Source organism: Sphingobium rhizovicinum (genome assembly GCF_042647625.1).
GTDB classification, from domain to species: Bacteria; Pseudomonadota; Alphaproteobacteria; order Sphingomonadales; family Sphingomonadaceae; genus Sphingobium; species Sphingobium rhizovicinum.
Genome location: NZ_JBHRVU010000004.1, coordinates 2,346,055 through 2,370,621, shown reverse-complemented (window position 1 = coordinate 2,370,621; position 24,567 = coordinate 2,346,055). Strand labels below are relative to the sequence as shown.

At 63.9% G+C, this 24,567-nt stretch carries 21 protein-coding genes and 1 other annotated feature; of the genes, 17 read left to right on the top strand and 4 right to left on the bottom strand.

Features of this window, described 5'->3' with window-relative positions; genetic code table 11:
* The first annotated feature begins 39 nt into the window (after positions 1 to 39).
* The 6 genes from ACFOKF_RS12585 to ACFOKF_RS12560 all read left to right on the top strand — a co-directional run bounded on the left by ACFOKF_RS12585 (position 40) and on the right by ACFOKF_RS12560 (position 8,043).
* Positions 40 to 687 carry a sigma-70 family RNA polymerase sigma factor gene (locus ACFOKF_RS12585; RefSeq protein ID WP_380796024.1) on the top strand — a complete coding sequence of 216 codons (648 nt, stop codon included), beginning with the start codon at positions 40 to 42 and terminating at the stop codon, positions 685 to 687.
* 50 nt (positions 688 to 737) lie between these two features.
* Positions 738 to 1,001, top strand: a complete 264-nt coding sequence (locus ACFOKF_RS12580; protein ID WP_380797782.1) for a hypothetical protein — start codon at positions 738 to 740, stop codon at positions 999 to 1,001.
* Between the two features lie 167 nt (positions 1,002 to 1,168).
* Positions 1,169 to 2,557, top strand: coding sequence for a TIGR03013 family XrtA/PEP-CTERM system glycosyltransferase (locus ACFOKF_RS12575; protein ID WP_380797781.1), 1,389 nt, complete (start codon positions 1,169 to 1,171; stop codon positions 2,555 to 2,557).
* A gap of 16 nt (positions 2,558 to 2,573) precedes the next feature.
* The gene (gene prsK, locus ACFOKF_RS12570; protein ID WP_380796023.1) at positions 2,574 to 4,640 is read left to right on the top strand and encodes an XrtA/PEP-CTERM system histidine kinase PrsK; all 2,067 of its coding nucleotides are present in this window, start codon (positions 2,574 to 2,576) and stop codon (positions 4,638 to 4,640) included.
* The gene (prsR, locus tag ACFOKF_RS12565) at positions 4,640 to 6,004 is read left to right on the top strand and encodes a PEP-CTERM-box response regulator transcription factor (RefSeq protein ID WP_380796021.1); all 1,365 of its coding nucleotides are present in this window, start codon (positions 4,640 to 4,642) and stop codon (positions 6,002 to 6,004) included. The genes prsK and prsR overlap by 1 nt, the downstream gene beginning before the upstream one ends.
* Positions 6,004 to 8,043 (top strand): tetratricopeptide repeat protein, encoded by a 2,040-nt coding sequence (locus tag ACFOKF_RS12560; protein WP_380796020.1) that lies wholly within the window; start codon positions 6,004 to 6,006, stop codon positions 8,041 to 8,043. Before prsR ends, ACFOKF_RS12560 begins: the two co-directional genes overlap by 1 nt.
* 170 nt (positions 8,044 to 8,213) lie before the next feature.
* Here ACFOKF_RS12560 and ACFOKF_RS12555 read toward each other — a convergent pair whose 3' ends face one another.
* Together ACFOKF_RS12555 and ACFOKF_RS12550 are read right to left on the bottom strand one after the other, a co-directional pair.
* Complete coding sequence (locus tag ACFOKF_RS12555; RefSeq protein WP_380796019.1) at positions 8,214 to 8,558, bottom strand: GntR family transcriptional regulator; 345 nt, start codon at positions 8,556 to 8,558, stop codon at positions 8,214 to 8,216.
* A gap of 70 nt (positions 8,559 to 8,628) precedes the next feature.
* On the bottom strand, positions 8,629 to 9,207 hold the full coding sequence (locus ACFOKF_RS12550; RefSeq protein ID WP_380796018.1) for a nitroreductase family protein: 579 nt from the start codon (positions 9,205 to 9,207) through the stop codon (positions 8,629 to 8,631).
* 144 nt (positions 9,208 to 9,351) lie between these two features.
* Here ACFOKF_RS12550 and ACFOKF_RS12545 point away from each other — a divergent pair, with 144 nt between their 5' ends.
* The 6 genes from ACFOKF_RS12545 (at position 9,352) to ACFOKF_RS12520 (ending at position 16,596) form a co-directional block, all read left to right on the top strand.
* Positions 9,352 to 10,875, top strand: coding sequence for a peptide MFS transporter (locus ACFOKF_RS12545; protein ID WP_380796017.1), 1,524 nt, complete (start codon positions 9,352 to 9,354; stop codon positions 10,873 to 10,875).
* Entirely contained in the window at positions 10,872 to 12,269 is a 1,398-nt protein-coding gene (locus ACFOKF_RS12540; RefSeq protein ID WP_380796016.1) for an amidohydrolase, read from the top strand. Before ACFOKF_RS12545 ends, ACFOKF_RS12540 begins: the two co-directional genes overlap by 4 nt.
* Complete coding sequence (locus ACFOKF_RS12535) at positions 12,266 to 13,606, top strand: amidohydrolase family protein (RefSeq protein ID WP_380796014.1); 1,341 nt, start codon at positions 12,266 to 12,268, stop codon at positions 13,604 to 13,606. The genes ACFOKF_RS12540 and ACFOKF_RS12535 overlap by 4 nt, the downstream gene beginning before the upstream one ends.
* A gap of 230 nt (positions 13,607 to 13,836) precedes the next feature.
* A complete protein-coding gene (locus tag ACFOKF_RS12530) occupies positions 13,837 to 14,127 on the top strand; it encodes a GIY-YIG nuclease family protein (protein WP_380796013.1) in 291 nt (96 codons plus the stop codon).
* Between the two features lie 172 nt (positions 14,128 to 14,299).
* On the top strand, positions 14,300 to 14,923 hold the full coding sequence (locus ACFOKF_RS12525) for a hypothetical protein (protein WP_380796012.1): 624 nt from the start codon (positions 14,300 to 14,302) through the stop codon (positions 14,921 to 14,923).
* Positions 14,924 to 14,984: 61 nt separating this feature from the next.
* Positions 14,985 to 15,040: a sequence feature (sul1 is cis-regulatory element that is thought to sense ions involved in sulfur or methionine metabolism; They are found in Alphaproteobacteria), on the top strand.
* Positions 15,041 to 15,105: 65 nt separating this feature from the next.
* Positions 15,106 to 16,596, top strand: coding sequence for a SulP family inorganic anion transporter (locus ACFOKF_RS12520; protein WP_380796010.1), 1,491 nt, complete (start codon positions 15,106 to 15,108; stop codon positions 16,594 to 16,596).
* A 159-nt stretch (positions 16,597 to 16,755) separates the two neighbouring features.
* On the opposite strand, the gene ACFOKF_RS12515 is transcribed toward ACFOKF_RS12520, so the two are convergent.
* Complete coding sequence (locus ACFOKF_RS12515; RefSeq protein WP_380796008.1) at positions 16,756 to 17,226, bottom strand: SH3 domain-containing protein; 471 nt, start codon at positions 17,224 to 17,226, stop codon at positions 16,756 to 16,758.
* Positions 17,227 to 17,357: 131 nt separating this feature from the next.
* On the opposite strand from ACFOKF_RS12515, the gene ACFOKF_RS12510 reads away from it, so the two are divergent.
* The gene (locus ACFOKF_RS12510) at positions 17,358 to 18,356 is read left to right on the top strand and encodes a 2-hydroxyacid dehydrogenase (RefSeq protein ID WP_380796007.1); all 999 of its coding nucleotides are present in this window, start codon (positions 17,358 to 17,360) and stop codon (positions 18,354 to 18,356) included.
* 12 nt (positions 18,357 to 18,368) lie between these two features.
* Here ACFOKF_RS12510 and ACFOKF_RS12505 read toward each other — a convergent pair whose 3' ends face one another.
* Positions 18,369 to 18,815: a PA2169 family four-helix-bundle protein gene (locus ACFOKF_RS12505; RefSeq protein WP_380796006.1), complete on the bottom strand. Its 447-nt coding sequence runs from the start codon at positions 18,813 to 18,815 to the stop codon at positions 18,369 to 18,371.
* A gap of 188 nt (positions 18,816 to 19,003) precedes the next feature.
* Between ACFOKF_RS12505 and ACFOKF_RS12500 the strand changes: the two genes are divergently transcribed.
* From ACFOKF_RS12500 to ACFOKF_RS12485, 4 genes are all read left to right on the top strand, one after another.
* Positions 19,004 to 19,189 carry a DUF1328 domain-containing protein gene (locus ACFOKF_RS12500; protein WP_298399454.1) on the top strand — a complete coding sequence of 62 codons (186 nt, stop codon included), beginning with the start codon at positions 19,004 to 19,006 and terminating at the stop codon, positions 19,187 to 19,189.
* Between the two features lie 5 nt (positions 19,190 to 19,194).
* A complete protein-coding gene (locus ACFOKF_RS12495) occupies positions 19,195 to 19,398 on the top strand; it encodes a DUF5818 domain-containing protein (protein WP_380796005.1) in 204 nt (67 codons plus the stop codon).
* Between the two features lie 42 nt (positions 19,399 to 19,440).
* Positions 19,441 to 21,201 (top strand): DUF885 domain-containing protein, encoded by a 1,761-nt coding sequence (locus ACFOKF_RS12490; protein ID WP_380796004.1) that lies wholly within the window; start codon positions 19,441 to 19,443, stop codon positions 21,199 to 21,201.
* A 218-nt stretch (positions 21,202 to 21,419) separates the two neighbouring features.
* Entirely contained in the window at positions 21,420 to 24,185 is a 2,766-nt protein-coding gene (locus ACFOKF_RS12485; RefSeq protein ID WP_380796003.1) for a bifunctional aconitate hydratase 2/2-methylisocitrate dehydratase, read from the top strand.
* Positions 24,186 to 24,567 lie beyond the last annotated feature (382 nt).

Here is a 24,567-nt window from a genome sequence, read left to right as displayed (position 1 = left end):
CACGCGGCGAAGGCGGTTGCGGACACGGGGATGGAACCCATGGATGAAGCCGTTGGCGATGTCGGCGGAATGGAAGAGCGCGCTGCGCTTTCCGATTCGGATTTCAAACGGGAACTGGCGGCGGTCATTCCCCATTTGCGCGCCTTTGGCCGGTCGCTGTCCGGCAACCGGGATCTGGCCGATGATCTGGTGCAGGAAACCCTGCTAAAGGCGTGGGCGGCCCGCGCCCGGTTTCAGGCCGGGACCAACATGCGCGCCTGGACCTTCATCATCCTGCGCAACCATTATCTCTCGCAGATGCGCCGTTCGCGCTTCCGCGGCGACTGGGATGATCTGACTGCGGATCGCATCCTTGCCGCGCCGGCCGGTCAGGACAAGCATGTCGAACTGTCGGACATGCAGCGCGCGCTGCTGCAATTGCCCCAGCCCCAGCGCGAGGCGCTGATTCTGGTCGGCGCCGGCGGCTTCGCTTATGAAGAGGCAGCCGAAATCTGTGGTGTGGCGGTCGGCACGATCAAGAGCCGCGTCGCGCGCGGTCGCGCCGCGCTGGAGCAGATTTTGGAAAATGGCGACTTGCCGTCCCGCCGCAGTCAGGAAACCACCGATACCGCTGTTCTCGATGAGATTATGGACGATGTCGATCGCTTGAGCCGCGGGCGCATTGCCGGAACTGACGACGAGGAATGACCGGAACAGTCTTGTCCTGCCGACCGTTATGCATGGACAAGGAGATGGTCATGGTTGAGGAACCTTTTTCCTCGCAACGGGGTGATGCCCCGGACAGGTCCGTGGTGGAACGCTCGCGTGGCAGCGGCGTGGTGTTTGCGCTCGTCGCCCTTGCGCTCATTCTTGCCATCGGCTTTTTCTATCTGACCAATGACCGGCGCGAAGACCGTCAGGCGGACGCGGTGACAGAAGCGGCCGGTTCGGTTGACGATGCCGCTCGGGTCGTTGGCGACGCGGCGAAAAATGCGGCGGACGCGCTCCGGAATCAGAACTGATCTGCCTCAAATAGGAAATGATCGCGCCGGCGTGACGGATCATTCAGCATTTCTTTGCCTTTTTTCGGCAGGGTGCATGCACTGTCGGATTATCTTACATTCATTGTAAGGCGCATCCGATTCGAAGGAGGCGCGCCAGTCCGGCCGCCAACAGGGCGTGCGTGACGATGATCAGGTTGTTCAAACATTATGTGCCGCATGCGGTGCTGCTGCTGGGGCTGCTTGATTTTCTGCTGATGCTGGGCGCTGCGGAAGGCGGCTGGATTTTGCGCGCGCATCAGATCGGCATGGATGTCGATCATATCTCCACGCGCATGGGGCCGTTGCTCAGCTTCGCGATCGCGATCCAGACCGCGATGATTGCCGTCGGCGTCTATGGCGTGGAATCGCTTCAGTCGATCCGATTTGCCTTCGCGCGCCTGCTGGTGGCCGTATCGCTGGGTGTCATCTTCCTGTCGGTCATCTACTTCCTGCTGCCGGGCATGACGCTATGGCGATCCAATTCGCTTTACGCCATGGGGCTGGCTCTGGGCTTGCTGGTGATTGTGCGCCTGCTGCTGGGGTCGATCCTGGGCGGCGAAGCCTTCAAGCGCCGGCTGGTCGTGCTGGGTGCCGGCAACCGCGCCAATCGGATCAAGGAACTGGAGCATAAGCGCGGCGCCGGTTTTCTCGTCGTCGGCTTCATCGCCATGAATGACGGGCCGCAGGTCATCCCCGAAGCGATCAACCGCGACGCCGTGTTCAACCTGTCCGATTTCGTCGTCCGGCTGAACGCCAGCGAAGTCGTGCTGGCGCTGGAGGAACGTCGCAACGCCATTCCCATGGCCGACCTGCTGCGCATCAAGACGACGGGGGTTCATGTCAACGATCTGTCCACCTTCCTGGAGCGGGAGACAGGCCGCGTGGACCTCGCCAGCGTCAATCCCAGCTGGCTGATCTTTTCCGACGGTTTCTCCGCTGGCCGCCGCCTGTCGAGCATGGCCAAACGCCTTTTCGACGTTATCGCCAGTTCCATCCTGCTCGCGCTCACCGGACCGGTCATCCTGCTCGCCGCCATATTGGTGAAGCTCGACAGCAAGGGGCCGGCTTTCTACCGCCAGCAGCGCGTGGGCCTCTATGGTCAGGAATTTTGGATCATCAAGCTGCGCACGATGCGCCTCGATGCGGAAGTCAATGGCAAGGCTGTCTGGGCGGAAAAGGACGACCCCCGCATCACCCGTCTTGGCTATTGGCTGCGCAAGTTGCGCATTGATGAACTGCCCCAGACATGGACCGTGCTGAAAGGCGAGATGAGCTTCGTCGGCCCGCGTCCCGAACGCCGCCAGTTCGTCGAGGATCTGGAGCAGCAGCTGCGCTATTATGCCGAACGCCATATGGTGAAGCCCGGCATTACCGGCTGGGCGCAGATCAACTATCCCTATGGCGCATCGCTGGAGGATGCCCGGCACAAGCTGGAATATGATCTCTACTACGCCAAAAATTACACGCCCTTCCTTGATCTGCTGATCCTGCTTCAAACCTTGCGCGTTATCCTCTGGCCCGACGGCGCACGCTGAGGGGGGAGAGGGGCCGATGGGCGCACTCCTGCAATTTGTCGGCGACTGGGGCCATGCGCTGGCGGCGGTGCTGTTCGCTGCTCTGGGCATCTTCCTGTTGCGCCGGCGCGATGAAGCGCCCGAACCGCGCCTGTTGGCCGCCGCGTTGCTGCTCACTTCCTGCTGGGCGCTCTATGTCTCCTTCGGCGGCGTATCGAAGCCGCTGTCGGGCATTGGCGAAAGCATCCGCAACGCCGCCTGGCTGCTGGTCCTGTTCGTCATGCTGCGGCGCGGGCCGGTCGGGCGGAGCGGCGCGACGTTGGCGGTCGGCGCCGTCTATGTCGCCGTTGCCGGGTTGATCCTGCTCCAGACCTTCACCGATCTGGTCTGGCGACAATTGTCGCCGGTCAGCGATCTGCATCGCGCGCTGCTCACTTGCTCGCTGATCCTGCGGATGATGACCGCGATCGGCAGCCTGCTGCTGGTCCATCATCTCTACACCGCCTGGCCCTCGCGTGAGCGGGGCGGGGTGGCGCTGCTGCTGGGGTCGCTGGCGGCAATGTGGACCTATGATCTCAACCTCTACGCCATCTGCTATTTTGCGCCGAACCGGGTCAATGAACTTTATGCGCTGCGTGGGCTGCTGATGGCGCTGGTCGCCCCGGTGATCGCGGTCGGCCTGCGCAAGGGGATGAGCGGACGGTTGCAATTGTCGCGCGCGATCACCTTTCAGTCGCTTTCGATCGTGGCGGTGGGCCTCTATGTCGCGGTGCTGACGGCGGCGGCGGTGCTGATCGAACTGATCGCTGGCCCCTATGCCCGGCTGGTGGAGATCGCCGCCGTTTTCTTCATGGCCGTCACCGCGCTGGTGCTGCTGCCCTCGCCGCGCATCCGGGCGCTCTGGAAGGTGCAGGTCGCCAAGCACTTCTTCCAGCATCGCTATGACTATCGCACCGAATGGATGCGCTTTGGCGAAACGATCGGCCGCCCCGGCGACGATGCAGCGCCGCTGGGCGAGCGCGTTGCCAAGGCGGTGGCCGACATCACGGACAGCCCCGGCGCGATGCTGTTGCTGCGGGATGACCGGGGCGGCCTAGCCTTCGAAACGCACTGGAACTGGGGCGGCGACGCCCCCGAGCCGGTATCGCCCGCCATCGTGCAGCGGCTGGAAAAAAGCGGCTGGATCGTCGATCTCGCCCGGCTGAAGGGCGGCGAAAGCGCGCTCGACCTGCCCGGCTGGATGCTGGAGGATCGCCGCGCCTGGGCCTTGGTCCCCCTCATCCATTATGGCCGGCTGATCGGCGCGATCCTGCTGGCCCGCCCGCCCGTTGACCGCCGGCTCGACTGGGAGGATTTCGACATGCTGCGCGCTGCGGGGCGGCAGGCGGCGACCCATATCAGCGAAGCGCAGGGCCAGCAGGCGCTGGACGATGCGCAGCGCTTCGACGAATTCAACCGCCGCTTCGCCTTCATCGCGCATGACATCAAGAATCTCGTCAGCCAGTTGTCGCTCCTTTCCCGCAATGCGGAGCGGCACGCCGACAATCCCGAATTTCGCGCCGACATGGTGCTGACGCTCAGGGAATCGGTGGGCAAGATGAACGACATGCTCGCCCGCTTGTCGCAGCATAACAAGGGGCGGCCCGAAGAACCCCGGCCGATGCAGTTGCGCAGCCTGCTCGATCAACTGGCCCGCACCCGCGCCCGCCAGCATGATGTGCATGTCACCGGCGATGCGCCCCCGGCGCTGGCCGATCCCGCGCGTGTCGAACAGATTATCGCGCACCTGATGCAGAACGCCATAGACGCCAGTTCGGCCGACAGTCCGGTCGAACTACGCCTGTCCACGGATGGCGCCGACGTGCTGGTCGACATCGTTGATCGGGGCCGGGGCATGAGCGCCGAATATATCCGCCGCGATCTGTTCAAGCCCTTCTCCTCCAGCAAGGCGGGCGGCTTTGGCCTTGGCGCGTTCGAAGCGCGCACCCTGGCCGAGGCGATGGGCGGCTGCATCGCGGTGGAAAGCAAGCCCGGCGCCGGCAGCCGATTCACCCTGCGCCTGCCGCTGGCGCCCCATATCGACCATAAAGAGAAAGCCGCCTGATGAGCGACACCCGCCCCAAATTGCTGATCGTGGAGGATGATCCGGGTCTTCAGCGGCAACTGCGCTGGGCCTATGAAGATTATCAGCTTTTCATCGCCGGCGATCGTCAGGAAGCGATCGAGATGCTGCGCGCCGAAACGCCCGATGTGGTGACGCTCGATCTTGGCCTGCCGCCCGATCCTGACGGCACGACCGAAGGCTTCGCCACGCTGGCGGAGATGCTCAAGATCAAACCCGATACCAAGATCATCGTCGCCTCCGGCCATGGCGCGCGGGAAAGTGCGCTCGATGCGATTTCGGGCGGCGCCTATGATTTCTACCAGAAGCCGGTCGATATTGACGAACTGGGCCTGATCGTCCGCCGCGCCTTCCACGTCCATGCGCTGGAGCGGGAAAATGCCCGCCTTGCCGAAACCGCGCCGGAAGACGGCCGGGTGCTCGGCCGCATGATCACCGGCGCGCCGGAAATGATGAAGGTCGCCCGCACCATCGAGCGGGTGGCGAGTGCGGACGTCTCCATCCTGCTGCTGGGCGCCAGCGGCACCGGCAAGGAATTGCTGGCGCAGGGCCTGCATGACGCCAGCCCCCGCCGCAACGGCGGCTTCGTCGCGATCAACTGCGCCGCGATTCCCGAAACCTTGCTCGAATCCGAACTGTTCGGCCATGAAAAGGGCGCTTTCACCGGCGCGATCAAGATGACGCCCGGCAAGATCGAACAGGCGCAGGGCGGCACGCTCTTCCTTGACGAAGTCGGCGACATTCCGTTGCCCCTGCAAGTGAAGCTGCTCCGCTTCCTTCAGGAGCGCGTGATCGAACGCATTGGCGGGCGTCAGCCCATCGCCGTCGATACCCGCATCGTGTGCGCCACGCATCAGGATCTGGCGGCAATGATCGCGGCGGGCAGCTTCCGTGAGGATCTTTATTATCGCCTCGCCGAAATCACCGTGCGCATCCCGCCGCTGCGCGACCGGCCGGGCGATCCGGCGCTGCTGGCGCGCCATTTCCTCACCCGCTTCGCGCGCGACATGAACCCGCAGGTGAAGGGGCTGGCCCCCGATGCGCTCGCCGCGCTCGACGCATGGGGCTGGCCCGGCAATGTGCGCGAGCTGGAAAACCGCATGAAGCGCGCCGTCATCATGGCCGATGGCAAGCTGATTACTGCCGCCGATCTCGATCTGGACGATGACCGCGCCAATGGCGGCGAGGTCGTCAATCTGAAAGCCGCGCGCGAAATGGCCGACCGCCGCGCCATTCGCCGCGCGATCGCCCGCACCGACGGCAATATTTCCGGCGCGGCCAAGATATTGGGGATCAGCCGGCCGACCCTCTATGACCTGCTCAAACAATATCAGATGCAGAATTGATGCGCCGGTCCCGTATTTTCCTGATTGTCGCCTGCGCCCTGCTGCTGCTTGGGCTGGCGGGCCTGTGGCAATGGCGCGCGCATGAACGCGATGGCAGCGCGGCGCTGGCCCGTGGCGTCGCCGCGCTCGATCGGGGCGACGCCCGCACCGCGCGGGTCGAACTGATGAACGCGATCAAGGGCAGCCCCCGTTCGGGGCAGGCGCGTGCGGCGCAGGCCTATGCGCTGGCCGAATTGGGCGATGGTCCCGGTGCGCAGGCCGAAGCGCAGCGGGCGCGATCGCTGGGGCAACCCGCAGCGCAGACCCGCGCCGTCATGGCGCAGGCGCTGTTCCTGCAAGGTGACATGCAGGGCGCGCTGCGGGAGGCTGGCGCACCCGACCTGCCCGAAGCATCGGCCGTTGCGGCCGCGCGCGTCGTCGCCCGCGCCACGCTGGCGCTGGGCGACGCCAATGCCGCCCGCGCCGCGCTCGACCGCGCGCTGACGCTCGCGCCCAACGACCCGGAAAACTGGATCGATCTTGGCCGCTTCCGCATGGCGATCGGCGATCAGGCTGGAGCGATCGTCGCCGCCGACCGCGCCGTCGCCCTGATGCCCGGCAAGGGCAAGGCGCTGGCCTTGCGTGGCGAACTCACCCGCGCCCAATATGGCCTGATCGCCTCTCTGCCATGGTTTGACCGCGCCCTTTCGGCCGAACCGGACTCCGTACCCGCGCTTCAGCAATATGCCGCCACGCTCGCCGATTCGGGGCAGGCGAGCAAAGCGCTCAGCCTCACGCGTCGCCTGCTCGCGCTCGATCCATCCAACCCGCGCGCCTGGATGATTCAGGCGGTGATGGCCGCGCGCGCCGGCGAGGATGATCTGGCCCGCAAGCTGCTCGATCGCACCAAAGGCCGGCTCGATGGCGAACCGGCAACTCGTTTGCTGCGCGGCGTGCTGCATATGGATGAAGGCAATGCCGTGCTGGCGGCCGAAACGCTGCGCCCATTGGTCGATGCCCAGCTGGACAACCGCACCGCCCGCACGCTGCTGGGCCGGGCCTATTTTCTGAATGGCGATTTCGCGGCCGCCGCCACGATGCTTGCGCCCATGGTCGCGCAGCGCGACGCCGATCCCTATGCGCTGACGCTGGCCGCCCGCGCGCAGGAGGCGCTGGGTAATCGCGCTATGGCCGATGATATGCTCGCCCGCGCCGCATGGCCGGTGCGCCCGCCTGCCGATCCCTTCGCCAGCCCGCGCGACGCCGCTCTGGCCAATGGCGCGCCGCCGGCCAGCATCGCCACCGCGCGCGACAATATTCCCTATATCCGCGCGCTGCTCAGCGTCGGTCGGCCGGCCGATGCACTGGCGCGGGCGCGTCTGCTCGGCCGGGCCAATCCCGGTGCGCCCGACGCATGGCTGATCCTGGGTGACACGCTGGCCGCCGCCGGGCAAACGGGCGAAGCGGTCCGCGCCTATGAGGCCGCCGCCAATATCCGCTTCGATCGCGACGCCGCCCTGCGCCTTGCTGCCGGCTGGGCGCGCGCCGGCAATCCCGCCCGCGCCGCACAGGTGGCCCAGCTTTTCCTGTCGCAAAATCCCAATGATCTGGAGGCCCAGCGCCTTGCCGCCGGTGTCGCTGCACAGGCGCAGGACTGGCGCAGCGCGCTACGCCTGCTGCGCGCAGTGCAGGCGCAAACGGGGGATAATGACGCGCTGCTGATGGCCGACCTTGCCCGCGCCGCGCTCGAAAATGGCGATCGCGCATCGGCGCGCGCCTATGCTGCCCATGCTTATCGCCTGATGCCCGCCAATCCGGTAACGGCCGACATGCTGGGCTGGGTGCTGCTGCGCACGGGCGAGAAGGGGCCGGCGACCGTCGATCTGCTGGAAAAGGCGGTGGCTCTGGCCCCCGGCGCACCCGCGCTGCAAATGCATCTGGGCCAAGCCTATGCTGCCGCCGGGCGCAAGGGAGAGGCGAAGCTGGCGCTGCGCCGGGCCGTTGCCAATCCCGGCTTCACCGGCCGTCAGGAAGCAATGGACGCGCTCGCGGCGCTGTAACTTAACCAATAAAAACCGTTCGCCCTGAGCCTGTCGAAGCCTGTCCTGAGCGCCTGCTGCAAGCAGGCAGTCGAAGGGGGCTGTACTTTTCTAGATTGCCACAAGAAAAAGCAGGGCTTCGACAAGCTCTCCTGAGCAAAGTCGAAGGGCCGAACGGGTTGGGAATCTTTTTAAGCCTTCGCCAGATCCAGTTCGTCGATCCGCAGCCCCAGCCGCCGGATTTGCGCGGCTACGGGCGGCCATACATGTTCGATGAAGCGCTCCCGCTCCATCTCGCGCAGGCGGCGGGTCGCGCCATCGGCGACGAACATGCCGACGCCGCGCTTCACCACGACCAGCCCGTCATCCTGAAAACTCTGATAGGCTTTCGCCACCGTCAGCGGGTTGGCCCCCTGCGTCGCGGCAAAGGCGCGCACCGATGGCAACAGGTCGCCATCGGAAAATTCCCCATCCAATATGGAGGCGGCAATGATCTCACGCAGGCGGAGATAGACGGGTTTGGATTCGTCGGCCATAGTGCATCACTGCCATAATACAGCCATGGGGGCAAGCTATAAAATTTCTTATAGATTTACAGTTGCGTAATTATCTGTCCCAAGTCGACACGATGTCATCATATTCTGGCCGTGGCCGTTCTTCCTGCGGCTTACCCGGAGTCCCGATAAACACAAAGCCGGCAATCTTCTCATGCTCGCCGCCAAAGGCGTCGCGCACGTCGGCGTTGAAGCTGGGCCAGCCGGTCAGCCATCCGCCGGCAAAGCCCAGCGCATGGGTGGCGTGCAGCAGGTTCATGATCGCCGCGCCCGCCGACAATTCCTGTTCCCACAGCGGGATTTTGCTGCCCGCGACCGGGGCGGACAGCGCCACCACCAACGTCGGCGCCTGTTGCGCAAACTGGTGCATCGCTTCGATCTCCAGCCGACCGGCCTCCGGCTTTTCGGCGCGATAGGCGCGCTCCAGCAATTGCGCCAGCGCATCGCGCCTGTCCTGCGGTACGATCACGAAGCGCCACGGGGCCAGCTTGCCATGATCGGGCGTGCGCAGCGCCACCTCCAATATCTGTCGCAGCTGCGCGTCGTCCGGGCCGGGCGCGATCAGGTCGCGGGGCTTGCCGGACCGGCGGGTCTGGAGCAGGGCGAGCGGGGAGGAAAGGTCGTTGAACATCGCCGCGACAGATGGCGCGGCGACGGCTCAAGCGCAAGGGTGCGGCTGGCTTTTTGACAGGAGCGCACCAGTCGCTCTAGGCTGGCTCCATAAGCGGCCCCGCCCGACGGCGGCCGGAAACAAGATATATGTAAAGGGTGCCGAATGGCGACTTCGGACAAGATTGCGGCCGAGCCGGGAAAAACCTGGCTTGGCCATCCGCGTGGGCTGTATCTGCTCTTCTTCGCGGAAATGTGGGAGCGTTTTTCCTATTATGGCATGCGCGCCATCCTGATCTTCTACCTCACCAAACATTTCCTCTTTGGCGAAGACAAGGCGTATCTCCTCTACGGCGCCTATACATCTTTGGTCTACATCACCCCGGTCATCGGCGGTTATCTGTCGGATCGGTTCCTCGGCCCGCGCAAGGCGGTGACGGCGGGCGGCGTCTTCATCGCCATCGGCCATTTCCTGATCGCCGTGACCGAAGGGCCGGGGGGGCAGCATCCCTTCTTCCTCAACGGCTTCTATCTGGCGCTCGCCTCGATCATCGTGGGCACCGGCTTCCTCAAGGCCAATGTCTCGGTGCTGGTCGGCGAACTTTATCCCCGCGACGATCATCGCCGCGATTCGGCCTATTCGATCTTCTACATGGGCATCAACATGGGCGGCATGTTGGGGCCGATCGTCTGCGGCCTGCTGGGGGAACTCTGGGGCTGGAGCTGGGGCTTCGGCGCAGCGGGTGTGGGCATGCTGCTTGGTCTCGTCATGTTCGTCTGGCTCAAACCCTGGCTGCTGGGCAAGGGCGAACCGCCCGCGCCGCAGCAACTGCGCACGCCGACCGCCGCCGGTCTCAGCCAGGAATGGACCATTTACCTCGGCGCGGCGCTGGGCGTCATCGCGATCTGGCTGGTGATCCGCTACGCTGAACTGCTGGGTTATGCGCTGCTGATCTTCTCGGCCCTCACCGTCGTCTACATCCTCTGGCGCACGCTCGGCACGTTGGGCCGGGTCGATCGCGACCGCATGTTCGCCGCGCTCTTCCTGATCGCCTTGAACCCGCTCTTCTGGGGTCTGTTCGAACAGACCGGATCGTCGCTGAACATCTTCACCGACCGCAATGTCGATCGCGTCATATTGGGCTGGGATGTCCCTGCATCCCTGTTCCAGTCGGTCAATTCGGTCTTCATCATCCTCTTCGCGCCGTTGTTCGCGGTGGTCTGGACCTTCCTCGACAAACGCCGGCTGGAACCGTCTTCGCCCGCCAAGTTCGGCATCGGCCTGATCCTCTGCGGCGCGGGCTTTCTGGTTCTGGTGGCGGGCGCGGCGATGGCGGGCGAAAATCTGACCCCGGTCATCTTCGTCTTCCTCATCTACCTGTTCCACACCATGGCGGAACTCTGCTTCTCGCCGGTCGGCCTGTCCGCCATGACGCGCTTGTCGGTGTCGTCGATGGTCGGGCTGGTCATGGGCACCTGGTTCCTCGCCATGGCGGCGGGCAATTTCATCGCGGGCCTCATCGCCCGCGCCACCGGCAGCGGTGAAGCCGGAAATGTCGCACAAGTACTTGACGTCTATACGCAAATCGGCTGGTTTTCGGTCATCGTCGGGGGACTGGTGCTGCTCGTCTCGCCCTATGTGAAACGCATGATGCACCTCGACAGCATCGCTTCGGAGGATAAGGCATGAAGACGCACGGCAGATGGCTGCTGATCGCGGCATTGCTGGCGGGGGCTGCCGCCCCCGTCGCCGCGCGCAAGGACAAGGATGAGGCACCGGCATCGCAGGGATCGTCGGCCGAACCCGAAAATCCCTATCCCTCCACCTATAAAGCCTATCCCGGCCGCCCGACCGTGATACGCAATGCCACCATCTTCGACGGGGAAGGGGGCCGCATCGACAAGGGCGTCGTCTTCCTGTCGGAGGGGAAGATCGTTGCGATAGGCGGGCCGGACACGCCGATCCCGGCCGACATCGCCGTGTTCGACGGCACCGGCAAATATGTGACGCCGGGCGTGATCGACATTCACAGCCATCTGGGCGTCTATGCGTCGCCCGGCGTCGATGCGCTGTCCGACGGCAATGAAATGACATCGCCCGTGACCCCGCATGTCTGGGCCGAACATAGCATCTGGCCGCAAGACCCCGGCTTTGGCCGTGCGCTCGCCAATGGCGGCGTCACGACGCTTCAGATTCTTCCCGGATCGGGCAACCTCTTCGGCGGCCGCAGCGTCACGGTGAAGAATGTCCCCGCCCGCACCCAACAGGGGATGAAATTCCCCGGCGCGCCCTATGGCCTCAAAATGGCGTGCGGCGAAAATCCCAAGCGCGTCTATGGCGGCCGGGGGCGCGAACCCTCCACCCGCATGGGCAATATGGCGGTCGACCGCCAGACCTGGATCAAGGCGCGGGAGTATCAGAAGAAGCGCGCCGCCGGGAAAGATCAGACCCGCGACCTTGGCATGGAAACGCTGGCGGATGTGCTGGAGGGCAAGATCCTCGTCCACAACCATTGCTATCGCGCCGATGAAATGGCGAACGTCATCGATATGTCGAAGGAGTTCGGCTACAAGATCGCCGCCTTCCACCACGCCGTCGAAAGCTACAAGATCGCCGATCTGCTGCGCGACAATGGCATCTGCTCGGCCATGTGGGGCGACTGGTATGGCTTCAAGATGGAAGCCTATGACGGGATCAAGGAAAATGTCCCGCTGGTCCACCGCGCCGGCGCCTGCGCCATCGTCCATAGCGACGATCAGGATGGCATTCAGCGCTTGAATCAGGAAGCGGCCAAGGCGCTGGGCGCGGGCCGCCGCATGGGCATCGACATAGCGGACGAGGTCGCCTGGACCTGGCTGGCCATCAATCCGGCCCGCGCCATGGGCATTTCCGAACAGACCGGCAGCCTGAAGGTCGGCAAGATGGCCGATGTCGTCCTGTGGAACGGCAACCCGTTCAGCACCTATACGCGGCCCGAAAAAGTCTGGATCGACGGCGCGCTCCTGTACGACAGCGCCAATCCGAAACTGCGGCCGGTATCCGATTTCGAACTGGGCCAGATCGGCGCGGGAGACGTGAAATGAGCAAGACCCTACCTCTCTCCCCGTTCGGTTCGAGCCTGTCGAGAACCCTTGCCTGCGCACTGGCCATGGCGCTCTCCACTCCCGCGCTCGCCCAGTCCGTCGCCATCACCGGCGCGACGCTGGCGATCGGCGACGGATCGGAGCCGATCCAGAACGGCACCGTGGTCATCACCGCTGGCAAGGTGGTTGCGGCCGGCGCCGGCATCGCCGTGCCCGCCGGCGCAAAGACCATCGACGCCGCCGGCAAGTGGGTGACGCCCGGTATCGTTTCGGGCTTTTCACGCCTTGGGCTGGCCGAAGTGCCGGGGGTGAAGGAAACCAACGACACCCGCGCCGCCCGGTCGTCCTTTTCCGCCGCGATCGACGTCGCGCCCGCCATCAATCCGCTGGCCAATCCCGTCGCGATCAGCCGCACGGCGGGCATCACCCGCGCGGTGGTGGCGCCCGCCGCCGCCGCTGGGATCTTCGCCGGGCAGGGCGCGGTGGTCGATCTGGGGGCGGACCTGACGCCGATCACCCGGCCCCGCGCCTTCCAATATGTGGAGATGGGCGAAGAGGGGAAGGATGACGCCGGCGGCAGCCGCGCGGCGAGCATCCTGACCTTCCGCATGATGCTGCGTGAGGCGCAGGAGTTCGCCAAAGCCCCCGCCAGCTATGACGGCCGGTCGAAGGACGCGCTGCTCAACCGCGTCGATGCCGAAGCGCTGGTCCCGGTCGTCACTGGCGCGATGCCGCTGATGGTCCATGTCGAAAGCGCGCGCGACATTCTGACCATCCTGTCGCTGCGACAGGATTTTCCGGCCCTCAAACTCATTCTGGCCGGCGCGACCGAAGGCTGGATGGTCGCGCCCCAGATCGCCGCCGCCAGGGTGCCGGTCATCACTGCGGGCCTCGAAGACCTGCCCTCCAGCTTCGAAAAGCTGGCCGCGACCCAGAGCAATGTCGGCCGGCTGGTCAAGGCGGGCGTCAGCGTCTCCATGGGCATGCTGACCGGCGACGACGCGCTGCAACTGCGCGCTGCAACCCAGCAGGCGGGCAATATGGTCGCCCTGGCGAAGGTGCCCGGCGCGACGGGCCTCAGCTGGGGTCAGGCGCTGCGCACCATCACTGCTGCCCCCGCCGAAGCGATGGGCCTTGGCGACCGGATCGGCTCGCTGCGTCCCGGCCGGGCAGGGGACGTCGTGATCTGGGACGGCGACCCGCTGGAAATGACCTCCGCCCCGGTCGCGGTGTGGATCGATGGCGTGGCCCAGCCGCTGGAAAACCGCCAGACCCGATTGCGCGACCGCTACGCCACACCGGGCGAAGGCGCATTGCCAAAGGCCTATGAGTGGTAAGGGGAAGGGAAGGGGGCCACGGCCCCCTTCTTTCCGGCACAGGAAGGATCATGATCCTGCGCTGTAAATGAACTGAAGGCTGCTGGTGTCCCGTGCCTGGTCTTTGCATGCAGATGCATGGCGGGTTCGGGTGGTTAGGCGACTGTCAGGTTATCATGCGTGCCGACATGAAATTGAGCGTCATGCCAGCGAAGGCTGGCATCTCGGGGAATGGTGCGCGACAGTAGGACATGGCGCGAGGCGGCTATACCTACATCATGACCAACAAGGCGCGCGGCGTGCTCTATATTGGCGTCACGGCTGATCTCGCGGCGCGGATCGAGCAGCACCGCAGCGGGACAGGCTCTGCCTTCTGCAAGAAATATGGCCTGACATGCCTCGTTCTCGCGGAAGTCCATGATGACATCACATTGGCCATTGCTCGCGAAAAGGCGCTCAAGGCATGGAGGCGAGACTGGAAAATCCGGCTGATCGAAGAACGCAATCCCGATTGGCTGGATATTACGCACCTCTTCCTTTGATCGCCTGAGACCCCAGCCTTCGCTGGGGTGACGAATATGGAATGGCTGCTTTCGAGCAATATGAAATGCGGCTAACTGTCCGCCTCTGGCCGCTTCTGCCTGCTTGGCCCAGACGCATCGCCATCAACCCGCCTTAATCAAAAACTGACGATTGCCGGCTTACTCTCGCGCCATGCGCATTGCTCCCGCCCTGCTGGCCCTGCCGCTTCTGGCCTTAACCTCCGCCTCCGCAGCGGCGCAGGACAACATCCCGCTGGTCGCGATCGGCCTGCCCTTCGCGCCGGAAACGCCCCGCCCGGTGGCGGCCACCCATCCGCTCTATCATCGCATCGATGCGCTGGAGATCGAAGGCTTGCCGCCGACGATCAAGAGCAGCGCGCTCAACTGGATCGCGGCGGCCAAGCGGTCGAGCGTCAACGCTGCGCTGCGCGAAAGCCTCAATCGCATGAACATGCTTTCGCCCGACGCGGCGGCGGCCCGCACGCGCCTGACGGTAAAATGGATCGGCAGCGACACGCCCTTCCGCATCGGCACCAGCAACCGGACCAGCGTGACGATGCACTATCGGCTGGTGCGGATCGACAATGGCCAGTCGCTGTTCGATCGCGAAATCACGACCTGGATGGATGGCGGCGGCGTGGATGCGGGCCTGCGCGACAATGGCATCGTGCGCGCGGCGATCGCGACGAACTTCGCGTCGGCGGCCTATTGCGTCGATCGCGCCGCCTTTGGCGCAGCGCCCGCCGACTGCGCGCTGACCCCCAAATTCTCGGTATCGGTGGTGCGGCGGCGTTGACGCAAGCGCATCGAAGCCCCTTGATCCCGCACATCACCCTCCGCTAAAGCGCATTCATTCGCATGGACCCGGTGAAATTCCGGGTGGCTATTCCGGCCGCCGATCCGCCGGACAACATCCCACATGATCCCAATCGATGCGCCGCCTGATCGCGGCGCCATGTGCCTTGTTGTGGACTCTTCATGACTGATCTTCTCACCCGCTACCGTCGGCAGTGGTTTGCCGACGCCGCCTCCGCGCGGCGCGACATATTGGCCGGCATCGTCGTCGCGCTCGCGCTCATTCCCGAAGCCATCGGCTTTTCGATCATCGCCGGGGTCGATCCGCGCGTCGGCCTCTATGCCTCGGTCGCCATCGCCATCACCATATCCCTGATCGGCGGACGGCCCGGCATGATCTCCGCCGCGACCGCCGCCGTCGCCGTTCTGGTCGGCCCGCTGGTGAAACAGCATGGCGTCGACTATCTGTTCGCCGCCACCATCCTGATGGGCCTCGTCCAGATTCTCGCCGGCCTGTTGCGGCTGGACCTGCTGATGCAATTCGTGTCGCGATCGGTCATCACCGGCTTCGTCAACGCGCTCGCCATCCTCATCTTCATGGCGCAACTGCCGCAACTCACCCATGTCGGCTGGCAGACCTACGCCATGGTCGCGGCGGGCCTGGCCATCATCTACATCTTCCCGCGCCTGACGAAGGCGGTGCCATCGCCGCTGGTGGCGATCCTTGTCCTCACCGTCGTCAGCCTGACCTTCGGCTTGCCGGTGCACAGCGTCGGCGACATGGGGAAATTGCCGCAGGGACTGCCCAGCTTCGCCCTGCCGCATGTGCCGCTCACGCTCGACACGCTGCGCATCATCGCGCCCTATTCGGTGACGATGGCGGCGGTCGGCCTGCTCGAATCCATGCTGACCGCGCAGATCGTGGACGACATGACCGACACGGACAGCGACAAGCAGCGCGAAGCCATGGGGCAGGGCGGGGCGAATATCGTCGCCGCCCTGTTCGGCGGCATGGGCGGCTGCGCCATGATCGGCCAGTCGGTCATCAACGTCACCTCGGGCGGGCGCGGCCGGCTCTCCACCTTCATTGCAGGCGCCTTCCTGCTGTTCCTGCTCGCCGTGCTGGGGCCATGGGTCGGGCGGGTGCCGATGCCCGCATTGGTCGCCATCATGATCATGGTGTCGATCGGCACCTTCAGCTGGAATTCCATCCTCAATCTGCGCCGCCATCCGCCGACTTCCTCGGTGGTCATGCTGGTGACGGTGGTGGTTGTGGTCGCCACGCATGATCTGTCATTAGGCGTGCTCTCGGGCGTGCTGTTGTCGGGCATCTTCTTCGCCGGCAAGGTGCAGCGCATGTTCGCTGTCGAGCGTGGCGAGGCAGGCGGTGTCGCCACTTATCGCGTCACTGGCCAGATATTCTTCGCCTCGGTCGATCGCTTCACCCGCGCCTTCCAGCAGCCCGAAAGCGCCAGCCATGTCGTCATCGATGTGTCGGGCGCGCATTTCTGGGACATTTCGGGCGTCGGCGCGCTCGACAAGATCGTCGCGCGCCTGCGCCGCGATGGTCGCCAGGTGGAGGTGGCCGGCTATAACCGCGCCAGCGCCGACCTGATCGACCGCTTTGCCCTGCATGACAAGACCGGCGTGGAACTGGGCGCCGCGCCGCATTGAAGGGGAAAGGGCCGGCCTGTCCTACAGGCTGGCCCTTTGCCATGATGACAGGTCTTTTTCAGGAGAGATCAGCTTTATGGCTTTTGTAATTAAATGTCAGCACTTCGCACGGAAATGTCGAATCCGGCGGGAAATATGCGAAGTTAAGCCGGCGAAATCCTATTTGTCGGTCGCGCCCCACACGTCGCTGGCCTTCACATAGCCGCGCTGGCCCTTGACGTCGAACGTGCACCAGCCGCCCGAACAATCGTGCAGCCGGCCGACCACGCCCCGTTCTGCCCGAAACAATGTGCGCGATCCGTCGCTGGCGCTTTCATGCAGCGGCGCGACATCGGCCTTCACGATCCCGGTCGCGGTGTCGCTCAGCAGGCGGACATGCATCCATCCCTGCGCGCCGTCCGGGTCTTCGACCTTGCGCCACAAGCCCAGCACCTGCACCACCTTCACTGGCAGGTCGCGGCGGCGATAGACCCAGTTGGATGGGTAATCCAGGCTCGGCCCGACCCGCATCCGCGCCTCGTCCTGCGCCAGCGACGCCCAGTAAGGCACGGGCTTGGCCGGCGCGGCCCAAGCCGCCGCAGCGCCCGCCAGCGCCATGATCGCACCCGCGCCCAGACAAAAGCGCTTCATTCCAAACCCCGAACCCACAATATCCATGGTCCCGCCATAGTCGCTTGCGGCGCGTTGCGACAGCCTTTCCTGTCACGCCCGCCGCCTTATCCGCTTGACCCGCAGCCTTGCTGGGAATAGCGGCTTGACCCATGGCCAGAAAACCGCGCCCCGCCAAGCCGCGCGTCATCGTCACGCGCCGCCTGCCCCCCAATGTGGAGGCGCGCATGGCCGAGCTGTTCGACGCCAGTTTCAATGTCGCCGACATCGCGATGAGCCGGGACGAACTGGCCGCCGCGATGCAGCAGTGCGACGTGCTGGTGCCCACCATCAACGACACGATCGATGCGGCCCTGATCGCCCAGGCTGGCGACCGGCTGCAACTGATCGCCAGCTTCGGCAGCGGCGTCGACCATGTCGATCTGGCCGCCGCGCGCGGGAAGGGCATCATCGTCACCAACACCCCCGGCGTCCTGACGGAGGATACCGCCGACATGACGATGGCGCTGATCCTGTCGGTGCCGCGCCGTCTGGCCGAAGGGGAGAAACTGGTGCGCGCCGGCGAATGGCGCGGCTGGAGTCCCTCGGGCATGCTGGGCCATCGCATCGGCGGCAAGCGGCTGGGCATTATCGGCATGGGCCGCATCGGCCGCGCCGTCGCCCGCCGCGCCCGCGCCTTCGGCCTCTCGATCGCCTATCATAACCGCCATCGCCTGCCCTTCGAAGTGGAGCAGGAACTGGAGGCGGAATGGCATGCCGATCTCGACGGGCTGCTGGCGGGCAGCGACATATTGTCGATTCATTGCCCGCTCAACGCCGACAGCCGGGGCCTGATCGACGCGCGCCGGATCGCGCTGCTGCGCCCCGACGCCTATCTCATCAACACCTCGCGCGCGGAAATCACCGATGAGCAGGCGCTCATCACCGCGTTGCAGGAAGGGCGCATCGCCGGTGCGGGTTTCGACGTCTACACCCACGAACCCGCTGTGGACCCGCGCCTCTTGACCCTGTCCAACGTCGCGCTGCTGCCGCATATGGGGTCCGCGACCTTTGAAGGCCGCGACGCCACCGGCGCGCGCGTCATCGCCAATATCCGCACCTGGGTCGATGGGCATCGCCCGCCCAATCAGGTGCTGGAAGGCTGGGTTTAACCGCGGAGGGCTTCAGGCGGCCAGCTGCTGCTTGAGCGTCTCCACCACCGACCGGCCATGCGCGACCGATGCATAGGCCTGCTGCACTGCGGCGTTCGTCTCGGCGTCGATCGCGTCATCCTTGATCACCCGCTCAAATTCTTCGCGCAGATAATCCTCGCCGCGGTCGATCGCCTGGATCACCGCCTTGTCGCCGCCGCCCAGCGCCACGAAAATATCCTCCATCCGGCGATGCACCGTGCCGGCCATGGAGCCGAAATCATTGGGCTTGCCGCCCAGTGCCCGGCTGCGTTCCTGCAACAGCGCGACCGCCTGTTTTCGCTCGGCTGCCAGATCCTGGAATAATTTTTCGTGATAGTCCGACTTCGTCTTGTCGGCGCTGTGGGCATAGCCTTTGACACTGTCGATCAAAGTCGTGATCAGGTCGTCCAGCTTGCTGATGGCGTGATTGTTCGACATCGCCTTCTCCTCATCATGGGTGGGGCGACAACGGCCGCAATCAGCGTTGGTTCATTCAACCACCCGATATTCAACCTTAATTTCTGGTTATGCATGCGTGTGGCGATGATGGCGTAACGCTACGCAGGTGGAACAAGCGGACCGTTCATCGGTTGTCTGCCCATCACTTCCACATAAGGGATTGTCCCATGATCAAGCTCGCGATCATTTCGCTCGTCATTGCCGCCGTCCTTGCGCTGCTGGGCTTTGGCGGCGCGGCCGGCACCTTTGTCGGCATCGCCAAGATATTGTTCTTCATCGCCATTGCCGTCTTCGTTCTTTTCCTCGTGCTGGGCATATTGGCTGGCAAGGGCATCAAGGACGCGATAGACTGAAAGGCATGACTGACATTGGCGCTGGAGTGAATGAAACCGGGCGGTTGCTGCGCGATGAGGCCGGCTTTCTGCTCCAGCGCGATCTGGGCGGCAGCTACCGCCTCGTTCTGCTCCGCGTGCCCGTGGATCATGTCGAAAAGCGGGTGCGGGTGCAGGGCTTCTATGCCGGCGACAATGTGGTGGAGGCGGAAGGCGTAGCCGCCGCCTGACCCTCTTGCCAAAATGCGTTCGGCGCGCGATCCATTGCGCCTATGCGCAAGATTCTGTCTCTCCTCATCGCCGTCTCCGCTCCGGTTCTGGTTCCTGCCCAGACCGCGCCCCATGACCAGCTAACCAAAATCATTGATGATCATTGGGCCTGGTATCTTTCGACCCATCCGGTTGATGCCACCGCGCGGGGCGTGCGCGATTATGATGATCGCATCTATGACATGTCGCTGGCGGCGCGCGATGCTCAGGTCAAGGCGGAGCAGGGTTTCGTAACGCGGCTGGAGGCGATGCCGGCCGATCAACTGGATGCCGCCGATCGCGTCAATCGCGACGTCCTGCTCTGGATGCTGCGCGACGACATCGACAGCGACCGGTATCCGGCCGAACGGCTGATGCTCTTCACCACCTATTATGGCTGGCATCAGGGCTTTTCCGGCATGGCCGATGGCCTGCCTTTCTATAACCGCGCTGACTATGACAGCTATCTGAAACGCCTTGCTCTCTACCCGAAGCAGAATGGCGATGCGCTCGCCATCACGCGGCAGGCGATCAGGGGCGGCTATGTCCAGCCCTGTTCCGTGCTGCAAAATTACGCCGGGACGATCAGCGGCATTGTCGATGGCAAGCCGGAGGACACGCGCTTTTACGAGCCGTTCAAGCGCGCCAAACCCCGCGACATCAGCGATGTCGACTGGAGCGCGATGCAGGCGCGCGCGGTCACGATCATCCGCGATGTGCTGACGCCCGAATATCGCAAATGGCATGATCTGTTCGTGGCCGACTATCTGCCCCATTGCCGCAAGAGCGACAGCGCATCGGCGTTGCCGGGCGGCGCGGCCTGGTATGCCAGCCGGGCGCGGGCGCACACCACCACCGACCTGACGCCCGATCAGATTCATCAGATCGGGCTGGATGAAGTCGCCCGCATCGGCAAGCGGATGGACGAGATCGCGGCGAAGGCCGGCTATCCCAGCCGCGCCGCCTATATCCAGCATCTGCGCACCGATCCGAGCTATTACGCCAAGACGCCCGAAGAATTGCTGCGCGTCGCGGCGCGACAGGCGAAGACGATCGACGGGCTGCTGCCGCGCTATTTCGGCACGCTGCCGCGTCTGCCCTATGGTCTGAAGCCGATTCCGGCGGCCGAAGCGGAAGGAACGACCACCGCTTATTACGGCCCCGGCGCGCCTGAATCGGGCATATCGGGCACTTTCTGGGTGAACACGTCAAAGCTGGATCAGCGTCCCTTCTGGGAAGTGCCGGCGCTGACCGCACATGAAGCCGTGCCGGGCCATCACAACCAGATCGCGCTGCAACAGGAATTGCCGCTGCCGCCCTTCCGCAAATATCTGGCTGGCTTCACCGCTTATGTGGAGGGGTGGGCGCTCTACACCGAATATCTGGGTGAAGAGATGGGCCTGTATGACACGCCCGAAAAGATGATGGGCCGTCTGTCCTATGAAATGTGGCGCGCCTGCCGGCTGGTGGTCGACACCGGCATCCATGCCAAGGGCTGGGACAAGGCAAAGGCCGTCGCCTTCATGAAAGCGAACAGCGCCCTGTCCGACGCCAATATCGATGCGGAGGTCAATCGCTATATCAGCTGGCCCGGACAGGCGCTGGGCTACAAGCTGGGCGAAATTAAAATCCGGGAATTGCGGAAAAAGGCGGAAGGGGCGTTGGGGCCAAAATTCGACTTGCGCCGCTTCCATGACGCGGTGCTGGCGCAGGGCGCGGTGCCGCTGACGGTGCTGGAAAGTCAGATCGACGTGTGGATCGCGGTGGAGAAGGCCAAAGGATAGGCGTCCTACTTAAGGCCATCCTTATACTCAGAGTAATAGAAAAATCGCGGTTTTCGGCCAATTGTCCTGGTTGGCAGCAATATTTTGCTGCGCTGCCGCGACTTGCCAATTGGCGTGTCTTGACGTACCGGGGCGGCGTCAGCTCCCGGACCGGGCATATAAGTCGGCAAGTGGCGCTGCGCGTCGACTCCGTGCACTTTTATGACGTTGGGAACGAGATGAGCATTTACCTGGATTATCTGGCCGAAATCGAAAGCCGAAAGACTCAGGGGCTCGCGCCCAAGCCGATCGACGACGGCGCGCTGGTTGCCGAACTCATCGCGCTGATTCAGGATGCGGGCAGTGAGCATCGCGCCGACGCGCTGCAATTCTTCATCTACAACACGCTGCCGGGCACCACCAGCGCCGCGGCCGTGAAGGCCGACTTCCTCAAGAAGATCGTTGTGGGCGACGTTACCGTTGCGGAAATCACGCCGGCCTTCGCGCTGGAACTGCTCAGCCATATGAAGGGCGGCCCTTCGATCGCCGTTCTGCTCGACATCGCGCTCGGCGATGACGCAGCGCTGGCCAGTCAGGCGGGCGACGTGCTCAAGACGCAGGTGTTCCTGTACGACGCCGACATGTTCCGCCTGCGCGACGCCTATGCCGCTGGCAATGCGGTCGCCAAGGATGTGCTGGAAAGCTACGCCAACGCCGAATTCTTCGTGAAGCTGCCCGACGTCGAGGGTGAGATCAAGGTCGTGACCTTCATCGCGGGCGAAGGCGATATTTCGACCGACCTTCTGTCGCCGGGCAACCAGGCGCACTCGCGCTCCGACCGCGAACTGCATGGCCAGTGCATGATCTCGCCGGCCGCGCAGCAGGAAATTCAGGCGCTCAAGATCCAGCATCCTGACAAGCGCGTGATGCTGATCGCCGAAAAGGGCACGATGGGCGTTGGCTCGTCGCGCATGTCGGGCGTCAACAATGTGGCGCTGTGGGCCGGCAAGCAGCAGAGCCCCTATGTGCCCTTCGTCAACTATGCGCCGGTCGTCGCGGGCACCAATGGCATTTCGCCGATCTTCGCGACCACCGTGGACGTGACCGGCGGCATCGGCCTGAACCTGAAAAACTGGGTCAAGATGACCGGCCCGGATGGTAAGGCGATCCTGAACAATGATGGCAACCCCGTCCTTGAAGAGAAGTTCTCCGTTGCAACGGGCACGGTCCTGAAGATCGACGTCAAGAACAAGAAGCTGACCGACGAGGCCGGCAACGAACTGGTCGATGTCGCCGCGTCCTTCACGCCCCAGAAGATGGAGTTCATGAAGGCTGGCAGCAGCTACGCCATCGTCTTCGGCAAGAAGCTCCAGACTTTCGCCGCCGAAACGCTGGGCATCGAAGCGCCCAAGGTGTTCGCCCCGAACAAGGAAATCACGGTCGAGAACCAGGGCCTGACCGCTGTTGAAAAGATCTTCAACCGCAACGCCGTGGGCGTAACGCCGGGCAAGGTGCTGCACGCCGGCTCCGACGTGCGCGTGAAGGTCAACATCGTCGGGTCGCAGGACACCACCGGCCTGATGACCGCGCAGGAACTGGAAGCGATGGCGGCCACCGTCATTTCGCCGCTGGTCGATGGCGCCTATCAGTCGGGCTGCCACACGGCGTCGGTCTGGGACAAGAAGGCGCAGGCCAACATTCCCAAGCTCATGTCCTTCATGAACAATTTCGGCCTGATCACCGCGCGCGATCCCAAGGGCGTCTATCACGCGATGACCGACGTCATCCATAAGGTGCTGAACGACATCACCGTGGACGACTGGGCGATCATCATCGGCGGCGACAGCCACACCCGCATGTCGAAGGGCGTGGCCTTCGGCGCGGACTCGGGCACCGTCGCGCTGGCGCTGGCCACGGGTGAAGCCACCATGCCGATCCCGCAGTCGGTCAAGGTCACGTTCAAGGGGCAAATGGCGCCCTATATGGACTTCCGCGACGTCGTCCACGCGACCCAGGCGCAGATGCTCCACCAGTTTGGCGGCGAAAACGTGTTCCAGGGCCGCATCATCGAAGTCCATATCGGCACGCTGCTGGCCGATCAGGCCTTCACCTTCACCGACTGGACGGCCGAAATGAAGGCCAAGGCGTCGATCTGCATTTCGAACGACGAAACGCTGATCGCGTCGCTGGAAATCGCCAAGTCGCGCATCCAGATCATGATCGACAAGGGCATGGAAAATGCGGCGGGTACGCTCAAGGGCCTGATCGCCCTGGCGGACAAGCGCATTGCCGAAATCCGATCGGGTGAAAAGCCCGCGCTGGCGCCCGACGCCAACGCCAAATATTTCGCCGAAGTCGTGGTCGACCTCGACCTGATCGACGAGCCGATGATCGCCGACCCGGACGTCAACAATGCAGACGTGTCCAAGCGCTACACCCACGACACGATCCGCCCCGTTTCCTATTATGGCGGAACGAAGAAGGTCGACCTGGGCTTCATCGGATCGTGCATGGTGCACAAGGGCGACATGAAGATCCTCGCCCAGATGCTCAAAAATGTCGAAGCGACGCAGGGCAAGGTCGAATTCAAGGCGCCTCTGGTCGTCGCCCCGCCGACCTACAACATCGTCGACGAACTCAAGGCAGAGGGCGACTGGGACGTGCTCCAGAAATATGCCGGGTTCGAATTTGATGATGCGCATCCCAAGAATGCAGCCCGCACCGAATATGAAAATATGCTCTATCTGGAGCGTCCGGGCTGCAACCTGTGCATGGGCAATCAGGAAAAGGCCGCGAAGGGCGATACCGTCCTCGCCACCTCGACCCGTCTGTTCCAGGGCCGCGTCGTGGAAGATACGGCCGAGAAGAAGGGGGAATCGCTCCTCGCTTCGACTCCGCTCGTCGTGCTGTCGACCATCCTTGGCCGTACGCCCAACATGGACGAATATAAGGTTGCTGTCGCTGGCATCGACCTGACCAAGTTCGCGCCGCCCGCCGCGCACTGATCTGATAGGGCTGCGGCCCTTTAAGACAAATGCCGCCGCTGCACTCTCTCTGATCAGAGGAGGATGCAGCGGCGGCATTGTCGTTACAGGCATCGGAAAACGCCGTCGGTTCATCACCGATGTTGCAATGCAACGGGCTGCGACACCGTTGCGCGCAGGGCGGCTCCGCTGTCGCCAGCTTCCTGATCCGCCGATGATCAGCACCGTCGGACGCCGACAGCTTTTTCAATTAAATGCTAATGCGGATCGATAGTAAAAATATTGATTTCAAAAGAGCAAATAACTGTCTCCTTCGTTGTCTCACCTTTCTGTCCACGCCATGTTTAAAGGCGGGTGATGCATCCCTAAATAGGGGTGGCACGCTGCGTCGTCATTTGACTGG

Coding starts and splice junctions, on each gene's coding strand:
- ACFOKF_RS12585 (WP_380796024.1), top strand. CDS start 40: ATGGATGAAGCCGTTGGCGATGTCGGCGGAATGGAAGAGCGCGCTGCG.
- ACFOKF_RS12580 (WP_380797782.1), top strand. CDS start 738: ATGGTTGAGGAACCTTTTTCCTCGCAACGGGGTGATGCCCCGGACAGG.
- ACFOKF_RS12575 (WP_380797781.1), top strand. CDS start 1,169: ATGATCAGGTTGTTCAAACATTATGTGCCGCATGCGGTGCTGCTGCTG.
- prsK (WP_380796023.1), top strand. CDS start 2,574: ATGGGCGCACTCCTGCAATTTGTCGGCGACTGGGGCCATGCGCTGGCG.
- prsR (WP_380796021.1), top strand. CDS start 4,640: ATGAGCGACACCCGCCCCAAATTGCTGATCGTGGAGGATGATCCGGGT.
- ACFOKF_RS12560 (WP_380796020.1), top strand. CDS start 6,004: ATGCGCCGGTCCCGTATTTTCCTGATTGTCGCCTGCGCCCTGCTGCTG.
- ACFOKF_RS12555 (WP_380796019.1), bottom strand. CDS start 8,558: ATGGCCGACGAATCCAAACCCGTCTATCTCCGCCTGCGTGAGATCATT.
- ACFOKF_RS12550 (WP_380796018.1), bottom strand. CDS start 9,207: ATGTTCAACGACCTTTCCTCCCCGCTCGCCCTGCTCCAGACCCGCCGG.
- ACFOKF_RS12545 (WP_380796017.1), top strand. CDS start 9,352: ATGGCGACTTCGGACAAGATTGCGGCCGAGCCGGGAAAAACCTGGCTT.
- ACFOKF_RS12540 (WP_380796016.1), top strand. CDS start 10,872: ATGAAGACGCACGGCAGATGGCTGCTGATCGCGGCATTGCTGGCGGGG.
- ACFOKF_RS12535 (WP_380796014.1), top strand. CDS start 12,266: ATGAGCAAGACCCTACCTCTCTCCCCGTTCGGTTCGAGCCTGTCGAGA.
- ACFOKF_RS12530 (WP_380796013.1), top strand. CDS start 13,837: ATGGCGCGAGGCGGCTATACCTACATCATGACCAACAAGGCGCGCGGC.
- ACFOKF_RS12525 (WP_380796012.1), top strand. CDS start 14,300: ATGCGCATTGCTCCCGCCCTGCTGGCCCTGCCGCTTCTGGCCTTAACC.
- ACFOKF_RS12520 (WP_380796010.1), top strand. CDS start 15,106: ATGACTGATCTTCTCACCCGCTACCGTCGGCAGTGGTTTGCCGACGCC.
- ACFOKF_RS12515 (WP_380796008.1), bottom strand. CDS start 17,226: ATGAAGCGCTTTTGTCTGGGCGCGGGTGCGATCATGGCGCTGGCGGGC.
- ACFOKF_RS12510 (WP_380796007.1), top strand. CDS start 17,358: ATGGCCAGAAAACCGCGCCCCGCCAAGCCGCGCGTCATCGTCACGCGC.
- ACFOKF_RS12505 (WP_380796006.1), bottom strand. CDS start 18,815: ATGTCGAACAATCACGCCATCAGCAAGCTGGACGACCTGATCACGACT.
- ACFOKF_RS12500 (WP_298399454.1), top strand. CDS start 19,004: ATGATCAAGCTCGCGATCATTTCGCTCGTCATTGCCGCCGTCCTTGCG.
- ACFOKF_RS12495 (WP_380796005.1), top strand. CDS start 19,195: ATGACTGACATTGGCGCTGGAGTGAATGAAACCGGGCGGTTGCTGCGC.
- ACFOKF_RS12490 (WP_380796004.1), top strand. CDS start 19,441: ATGCGCAAGATTCTGTCTCTCCTCATCGCCGTCTCCGCTCCGGTTCTG.
- ACFOKF_RS12485 (WP_380796003.1), top strand. CDS start 21,420: ATGAGCATTTACCTGGATTATCTGGCCGAAATCGAAAGCCGAAAGACT.